Origin of the sequence: Synechococcus sp. H55.9, assembly GCF_047462355.1 — a bacterium.
Taxonomy (GTDB): Bacteria; Cyanobacteriota; Cyanobacteriia; order Thermostichales; family Thermostichaceae; genus Thermostichus.
Genome location: NZ_JANSJB010000031.1, coordinates 9584 through 15322 on the forward strand (window position 1 = coordinate 9584; position 5739 = coordinate 15322).

Here is a 5739-nt window from a genome sequence, read left to right on the forward strand (position 1 = left end):
GGGGTGAGGGCATTTCAAGCTTAAGACATGCACTGGGACAAAAACTCCCCAATCCGACCTATTGCTTCCTCCAGCCGGGATCCCTCCGCCACCAGGGCAAAGCGGACATAGCCTTCGCCACTGGGGCCAAAGCCAGAGCCCGGCGACAGGGCAACGCCGGTAGCCCTCACCAAGTCCAGACAAAACTGGGCTGAGGAACCACGGTAGGACTCCGGCAAAGGCGCCCACAGGTACATGGTGGCCTCCGGCAGGGGCACGGGCCAGCCGATGCGGTGCAAGGCTGCCACCGCGATATCCCGCCGCTGGCGGTACACCTGCCGCCAGTGATCCAAGAAGCTATCGGGAGCCGCCAAGGCCGCCGCTGCCCCCCGCAGAATGCCCTGGTAGGGGTGGAAGTCGATGGTGGACTTCACCAGGCGCAAAGCTCGGATCAGCTCGCGGCTGCCGATGGCATAGGCCACCCGGAACCCCCCCATGTGATAGGACTTAGAGAGGGAAAAGAACTCGATGGTGCGGGTCTTGTCTGGATCCGCCAGCAGCGCCGAGGGAGCCACCTGGCCGTCGAAACGCCAGTCCACATAGGGAAAGTCATGGGCCAGGAAGATATCGTGCTGCCGACAAAATTGCAGCGCTTCCTGCCAAAACTCTGGGGTGACGGTGGCGGTGGTGGGGTTGTGGGGATAGCTCAGCACCAACAGCCGCGCCCGACGACAGACCTCCACCGGGATCTCGTCCCACTGGGGCAGGAAGCGGTTTTTCGCCCGCAGGGGCAAATAGTAAGGGATCCCTCCCGCCAGATGGATCCCGCCCACGTGGGAGGGGTAGCCGGGGTCGGTGACCAAAGCAATATCCCCGGGATTGAGCAAGGCCAGCGGTAGAAGGGCCGTTCCCTGCTGGGATCCGATCAGCGGCAGCACCTCGGTTTCTGGGTCGATCCCCAGGCCGAACTTCCTCAGGTACCACTTGGCGCAGGCGGCGCGGAAATCGGCGGTGTCGTGAAACAGAGTGTAGCCGTAGGTGGCGGGATCCGACAAAGCGGATTGAATGGCTGCCAGCGCTTCCGGAGGCGGGGGCAGATCTGAGGAGCCCAAAGAAAGGTCGATGACATCCAAGCCCGACCGGCGCGCCTCCCACTTGGCCTGGTCTAGCTGGTCGAAGACATTAGAGTGCAGCAGCTCCAGTCGTTGGGCAAAGGCAGTGGGCATGGGGCAGATCCAGGGTGGCTAGGGCGTCATCCAAACAGCGGGATCTCTTTAGGGATTGTTGGGATTGTTGCCGGCAGTGGAGGAGCTGGGGGCAGAGGGCCGTGTGGCCGCCGCCGGGCCGCGGTCAAAGATCTCGATGTGCCACTGGCCGCGACCGTTGCTTTCAAAGGCGATAAAGCGGCCATCGCCGCTGATGGTGGGGTTGCGCACATCCCCCGGCACCCGGCTGCTGATGTTTTCGACGCGGCGGGTTTGCCGGTCGTAGAGAAAGATCTCCGACTTGCCCAGCGCATTGGAGACATAGACGATGTAGCGACCGTCGGCGCTGATGTCGGGCGAGGTGGCAGCCACATCGCTGGAATTGAGGCCAGGCAAGTCCACCAGCCGCTGTTCCACCGTGTCGTAGAGAAAAACATCCTGGCTGCCGCTGCGGGCAGAGGAAAACACCAGGTAGCGACCATCGCCACTGAAAGCAGGCTCCCCATCGGGGAAGATACTGTTGAGGCCGCTGCCGGCCAGGGTGGGGCGCGGCGTGCGCAAGCCTGCCGGGCTGCAGCCCAACAGCACCAGGCTCAATCCGGCCCAACACAATTTTTTTGCCCAGCAGGTCAGCCTGAACGGGATCCGGCCCTTGGTCAGCATTGCCTTGCCTCTCCGATTTTTTCCATCATACCCAGCCGGCAAACGGCTAGGGTTCTACCTTGACGCCCTTCCAGAAGGCCACGTAGCCGCGGATGTTGGCTGCAGCCGGCTTGGGATCGGGGTAGTACCAGGCGGCGTCTTTGTTCTCCTGGCCGTTGACCACGAGGGTGTAGTAGCTGGCTTGCCCCTTCCAAGGGCAGGTGGTGTGGGTGGGGCTGGGCTGAAAGTATTCCCGCCGCAAAGATTCCGGCGGAAAATAGATGTTGCCTTCCACGGTTTCGTAGCGGTCGGTCTCCGCCACCACCACCCCGTTCCAGATGGCCCTGGGCATGAAAAACCTCCTGTCGCGAACTCTCGGTTCTCAACGTTAGTTTTAACGTTATTTTTGAAGTTGCAGATCTCGGCAAGGCCAACTGCCTTTCTTTGAGATTAGCTTTTCTGCCTGTCGTTGATCGTTGTCGTTGAGGGTTGACACCCGCCCCTGCTGGGCTATTCTCCACTGCTATTGAGCGCTACGGCCATGGCTCGCCGCAACACCCTAGAAGATGACCTCAACTACCAGCAAGCCAAGCGCAGCCTGCGCCAGTGGGTGGCCCAACTGGATCTGCACCCCCAAGAGATCGCGGGCCTAGAAGGGGAGTTAGAGGATCTGCAAACGCTGCTGGACAAGCTGGAGACTGAGGTGATCCACATCGCCGCCTTTGGCCTGGTGGGGCGGGGCAAGTCCTCCCTGCTCAATGCCCTGTTGGGCGAGCCGGTGTTCGAGACGGGGCCAACCCACGGCGTCACCCGTACCCATCGAGCTGCCGTTTGGAACATCAGTTGGGAAACCCGCCCCAAGGCCCCAGCCGCCCCGGCCCGGGGATCCCAACTTCCCCCGCCAGCCATTCAATCGGTACAGGTTACCCACTGGCAGGGATCCCGTCTGGAGCTGATCGACACCCCTGGCCTCGATGAGGTGGACGGCGAGGAGCGGGCGCGGCTGGCCCAAGAGGTGGCGCAGCGGTCGGATCTGATCCTGTTTGTCGTCTGTGGGGATCTGACACGGGTGGAGTTTGAGGCCCTGGCGGCCCTGCGGGAGGCGGGCAAGCCCATGCTGCTGGTCTTCAACAAGATCGACCAGTACCCAGAGGTGGATCGCCAGGCCATTTACGACAAGATCCGCAACGAACGGGTACGGCAGCTCCTTTCCCCCAACGAAATTGTCATGGTGGCGGCCTCCCCGCGCGTGCCTCGCCTAGTGCAAAGGCCGGACGGGAGCTTCGGCGCCCAACTGGAAGTGGGATCCCCGCAGGTGGACGAGCTGCGCCTGAAAATCCTGGAAGTCCTGCATCGGGAGGGGCGCTCACTGCTGGCCTTGAATGCCCTCCTGTTTGCCGATCGCGTCAACCAACAGGTGATCGAGCGCAAGCTGCAAAGCCGCGCCCAGCAGGCCCAAGATCTCATCGCCGCCGCTGCCCGCACCAAAGCGCTGGCGGTTGCCCTCAACCCCATTACCCTGCTGGATACTCTGGGAGGGCTGGCTCTGGATGTCACCCTGATCCTGCGCCTGTCCCGCCTGTATGGCTGGCCCATGAGCAGCGCGGGAGCCGCCCAACTGCTGCAGAAGATCGTCCTCAGCATGCTCAGCCTGGGGGCAGGAGAATGGGTGGCGCTGTTGGGCCTGGGATCCCTGAAAACCTTGCTGGGGGGATCCCTGCCCTTTGCTGGGGGACTCTCTCTGGGGGCCTACGGTTCGGTGGCCCTGACCCAGGCGGTGTTGGCCGGGTTTTCCTGCTACGCCATCGGGGAGGCGGCCCGTCGCTACCTGGCCCAGGGAGCCAGTTGGGGGCCGGAGGGGCCCAAAGCCGCCATAGCCCAGATTTTGGCCGATTTGGACGAAGCCTCGATCACCGCCCGCCTGCGGGAGGAAATCCGCCACAAAATTGGATTCGCTCTCTCCTGACCCTCTACAACCCTCTACAATCAGAAGGCCGAGCCAATCGTTCCCATGACCTACTGCCTTGGCATCCTCACCCGTTTTGGCTTGGTGATGGCAGCAGATTCCCGCACCAACGCCGGGGTGGACTATGTCTCCACCTATCAGAAGCTGTTCGATTTTTCCTTGCCCGAAGAACGGGTAATCTTAATTTGCACCTCCGGCAACCTGTCTATTACCCAGAGCGTTTTAACGGAAGTGCAGCGGGATCTGCGACAGCAGGAAAGTGCGAATCTTCACACGTTTCCCCATCTCTACGACGTGGCCCGCTACCTGGGATCCAAAATTCGTTACATCCAAGAGCAAGACCGACCCTGGTTGGAAAAAGACGGCATCGACGCCCAGTGCAGCCTGTTGCTGGGAGGACAAATCCGCGGCGAGGAGCCGGCCCTTTTTTTGATCTACAGCCAGGGCAATTGCATTCAAGCCACCCCAGAAACGCCTTTTTTGCAAGTGGGGGAAACCAAATACGGCAAGCCCATCCTGGATCGCACCCTCTCCTACGAAACCTCGCTGCAGGATGCGGCCAAATGCGCTCTCCTCTCCATCGACTCCACCATGAAGTCCAACATCTCCGTCGGCCCCCCCATCGACCTGGTGATGGTGCCGGCCAATCAGTTCAAAGTTACCCACCGCCTGCGCCTGCGCACCGGGGATCCCTACCTGGCCAAGATGCGCAAGCTCTGGGAGAGCGCCCTCAAACAAGCCTTCGACCAAATGCCCCCCATCGAGTGGGACTACTCAGATTCAGCCGATCGAGAAGAAGAGCTGATCGACTGAGCGGGGGAGATTGGTAGGATAGGGTAGCTTTGCCCAGCCCTTGTCATGTCAGCCCACACCTTTCAGGACTTGATCTTTCGCCTGCAGCAGTTTTGGGGGGAACAAGGCTGCCTCATCCTGCAACCCTACGACCTGGAAAAAGGCGCCGGCACCATGAGCCCCCACACGTTTTTGCGCGCCCTGGGGCCAGATCCCTGGCGGGTGGCCTATGTCGAACCTTGTCGCCGCCCCACCGATGGGCGCTACGGCCAAAACCCCAACCGCCTGCAGCATTATTTTCAATACCAAGTGCTGATCAAACCCTCCCCCGACAACATCCAAGATGTGTACCTAGATAGCCTACAAGCTCTGGGCATCAACCCGGCAGAGCACGACATTCGCTTTGTGGAAGATGATTGGGAATCTCCCACCTTGGGGGCTTGGGGTGTGGGCTGGGAAGTGTGGCTGGACGGCATGGAAGTTACCCAGTTCACCTACTTTCAACAGGTGGGCGGGCAGGATTGTCGCCCGGTTTCTGTAGAAATTACCTATGGGCTAGAGCGCCTGGCCATGTACCTGCAGGGGGTAGATTCGGTTTTCGATCTCTGCTGGAATGAGCACCCTTCCCTGGGCCGGATTACCTATGGACAAATCTATTTCCAAAACGAGGTGGAGCAGTCCTACTACAACTTCGAGTATTCCGACCCTGAAATGCTGCTGGAATTGTTCCGCCTCTACGAAGCCGAGGCTAAGCGCTTGATCGAAACCACACACCAGAAGCTGCAGAAACAACTGTTGCCGGATCGGTTGGCTGTGTCTCTGCTCCTGCCCGCCTACGACTATGTGCTCAAGTGCTCCCACACCTTTAACCTGCTCGATGCCCGCGGCGTCATTGCCGTAGCCGAGCGCACCCTCTACATTGGGCGCATCCGCAACCTGGCCCGACAATTGGCGGAGCTATATGTCAGCCAAGCGGATCGACCCGGCTCCAGCTATGCCCTAGGGCAGACGGAACCCACCCTGATCTCCAAAGGCGCCTGGGCTAATAGCTAGGGAAAAAGATCCCTGTTTTCGCTATGATGAGAGATTGGTATCAGCAGGCGCTGGCCTGCCATAGCCACCCCTTACCTTAGGATAATCGACACTCTCGTTTTC

The 5739-nt window shown here is 60.6% G+C and carries 6 protein-coding genes; 3 read left to right on the forward strand and 3 right to left on the reverse strand.

The window, feature by feature from the left end; all coding sequences use genetic code 11:
• Window positions 1–20: 20 nt before the first annotated feature.
• The 3 genes from NW857_RS05870 to NW857_RS05880 are packed head-to-tail and all read right to left on the reverse strand — an operon-like array spanning window position 21 to window position 2178.
• A complete protein-coding gene (locus tag NW857_RS05870; protein ID WP_414335031.1) occupies window positions 21–1205 on the reverse strand; it encodes an LL-diaminopimelate aminotransferase in 1185 nt (394 codons plus the stop codon).
• A gap of 48 nt (window positions 1206–1253) precedes the next feature.
• Window positions 1254–1847 carry a TolB family protein gene (locus tag NW857_RS05875; protein WP_414368297.1) on the reverse strand — a complete coding sequence of 198 codons (594 nt, stop codon included), beginning with the start codon at window positions 1845–1847 and terminating at the stop codon, window positions 1254–1256.
• A 46-nt stretch (window positions 1848–1893) separates the two neighbouring features.
• The gene (locus NW857_RS05880) at window positions 1894–2178 is read right to left on the reverse strand and encodes a DUF427 domain-containing protein (RefSeq protein ID WP_414335033.1); all 285 of its coding nucleotides are present in this window, start codon (window positions 2176–2178) and stop codon (window positions 1894–1896) included.
• A gap of 189 nt (window positions 2179–2367) precedes the next feature.
• Between NW857_RS05880 and NW857_RS05885 the strand changes: the two genes are divergently transcribed.
• The 3 genes from NW857_RS05885 to glyQ are packed head-to-tail and all read left to right on the forward strand — an operon-like array spanning window position 2368 to window position 5637.
• Window positions 2368–3792 carry a DUF697 domain-containing protein gene (locus NW857_RS05885; protein ID WP_414336755.1) on the forward strand — a complete coding sequence of 475 codons (1425 nt, stop codon included), beginning with the start codon at window positions 2368–2370 and terminating at the stop codon, window positions 3790–3792.
• Window positions 3793–3837: 45 nt separating this feature from the next.
• A complete protein-coding gene (locus tag NW857_RS05890; protein ID WP_414335035.1) occupies window positions 3838–4605 on the forward strand; it encodes a peptidase in 768 nt (255 codons plus the stop codon).
• Window positions 4606–4650: 45 nt separating this feature from the next.
• Window positions 4651–5637, forward strand: coding sequence for a glycine--tRNA ligase subunit alpha (gene glyQ / locus NW857_RS05895; protein WP_414335036.1), 987 nt, complete (start codon window positions 4651–4653; stop codon window positions 5635–5637).
• Window positions 5638–5739: the final 102 nt, after the last annotated feature.